This is a genomic window from Paenibacillus tabacirhizosphaerae (assembly GCF_040812395.1).
In the GTDB taxonomy this organism is placed as follows: Bacteria; Bacillota; Bacilli; order Paenibacillales; family NBRC-103111; genus Paenibacillus_E.
The window spans coordinates 1-2,041 of the sequence record NZ_JBFNXH010000056.1 but is presented as its reverse complement, the minus strand read 5'-3'; the positions used below and the strand labels follow the sequence as shown (position 1 = coordinate 2,041).

Here is a 2,041-nt window from a genome sequence, read left to right as displayed (position 1 = left end):
GTCCAACGAGAAGCAAAAGGCGAAGCCAAAAAGATCAAAGCCGCGGCACGCGCGGCAACGCCTCACTTGCCCTGATGCGAGAAACGGCTTGTCCGCTGTGGATTCCCTTGTGCAGGACACCAAATCCACTTGGGGGACAAGCCGTTTCTCGGCTCCATCAGGGGCGGTGAGGGCGTGGAGGTTACCGGAGGCATAGGCTTTAATCCTTCGCTGTTTTGTTGCGATTTAAGGCTCAGAAGCGCAGCAAAACAGTTATTTTTTTCCGGTTGCAATGTAGCGGCGGACATAGAAAAAACCTTGCGACGATTAGTCGCAAGGTGATTCTGCGTATTATCTAAAATTCCGCATTTATTAAAGAACTTTGATTATAAGCCTACAGTGCTAGACCAGACTACCTTACCTTTGTCATTAAATTCATATGATTTACTTTCCATTGCCTTAGACCTAGGCACTACATTTCCCTCTCTATCAAAGTAATAAGTGATCAATCTAACTCCGCCGTGCTTAAACTCTCCAGTTGTAGATATTTCAATACTTGGGTCGATCTCATTATAATCTGGTTCATTCATTAATTTGTGAGCTACTTCATCCATTCCTACTTGACGACGAAATTTCCACTGGATTTCTCTATGACGAGGTAGTTCAGATTCCCAAAGATTCTCATATAGCATCATTCGTAAAGAGCCATTTTCTAGCTGTTTTTTTTCATACAAATCATTAAATCCTGATAAAATTTCGTTTGGAATAAATTCGAAGAATTTTTCACCAAACCACATAGCCCAACAAGAGCCAAACCAGACATCTTTGATAAAATGGGAATGCCCAGGATTGTACTCTACATCGACTATCTGCCTACCCACTAATACTGGACAAGGTTTAAGTCGTACATTATTCATGGATTTGTTCTTAATTCCAAAAAAGTCAATATCGGTATTGTTTTGCCAGAAATTATCTTCTGATGAACAGGCATAAGCAACGATTCCTTCATACTTTTCAAAAAATAGGTCAATATATTTTAGAATGTCCTCCTTATTTTTTGCGAAAATATCACTGGTCAAATTGCATGTCAAAAACGAGTGATAGGAACTTTTTTTGAATGTAAGCCAATTGTCTTCATATTCAATACCTAATGTGATAGGTTTGTTGGCTTTCAACTCCTTTTCTATACCATTATAAAAACTCTTCTCGTTGTACTTACGCAATGAACCTTTTGTTAAAAAAGTCCCCTTCATTTCACTTGCTTGGAAATAGTTGAAACTCTTAAACCATTGTGTCACATTTCCTACTGTAGCTTGACTACTATCAATAACGATAGAAAAAACGATTTTATCCGTCATAAATCAATACTCCTTGATAATAAGTGTTATATCATGTAGATTATCATTAATTTTCCCAATATCAAACTGCCCTTTAGTACCAGATGGGACTCGAATATCTAGAATTTTATTTGCTAATTGTCCGTTAACTTTAATGCCAATATTCAGAGCATCCAAATATTCAATTACTTTATTTGTAGCACCATTTCCTGAATATGACCGAGGATCTAACGATTTTAGGCTAACAACTTGATTTCCTTTTTGAAAATCAATTACAGGGAAATAGCCATTGTTCTCTTGACCGATATTGAACCAGTCCTTGTACTCAGTATCGGCTAGATGCTGTTCAATAAACTTACCTCGATCTGTAGCCTCCATCTTCCAGACCTTACTTGTATCTATTACATCCTCACCTTTGGTGAACAAACTGCGAATACCAGACTTAATCGATGACCATAATCCTTTTGCACCTTTAGCTGCCACAGCTACTTCCATAGCAATACCTGCTGGTGGGTATGCATTTCCAGCATCTTCCACTAACTGTTCGATATTCTGAATAGCTTGGTTGTTCTCCGCTCGCCAGTCGTCTATACATGCTGTATCTGACGACTGACATCGTGGAGGAGCATGTCCACTCGGATCAGTATTTGTCAAAGGATTGTTATGCACATACGTATAAAGATTCAAACTCAGCGGATTATCAATCTGTCCCTCATAGCTATCTT

The 2,041-nt window shown here is 38.8% G+C and carries 2 protein-coding genes; both read right to left on the bottom strand.

Going from position 1 to position 2,041, the window contains the following annotated elements:
- Positions 1–365: 365 nt before the first annotated feature.
- Positions 366–1,337, bottom strand: a complete 972-nt coding sequence (locus ABRS97_RS27920) for a hypothetical protein (protein ID WP_367819440.1) — start codon at positions 1,335–1,337, stop codon at positions 366–368.
- Positions 1,338–1,340: 3 nt separating this feature from the next.
- Positions 1,341–2,041: RHS repeat-associated core domain-containing protein (locus ABRS97_RS27915; RefSeq protein ID WP_367819439.1), on the bottom strand; the 701-nt coding region annotated here is incomplete at its 5' end.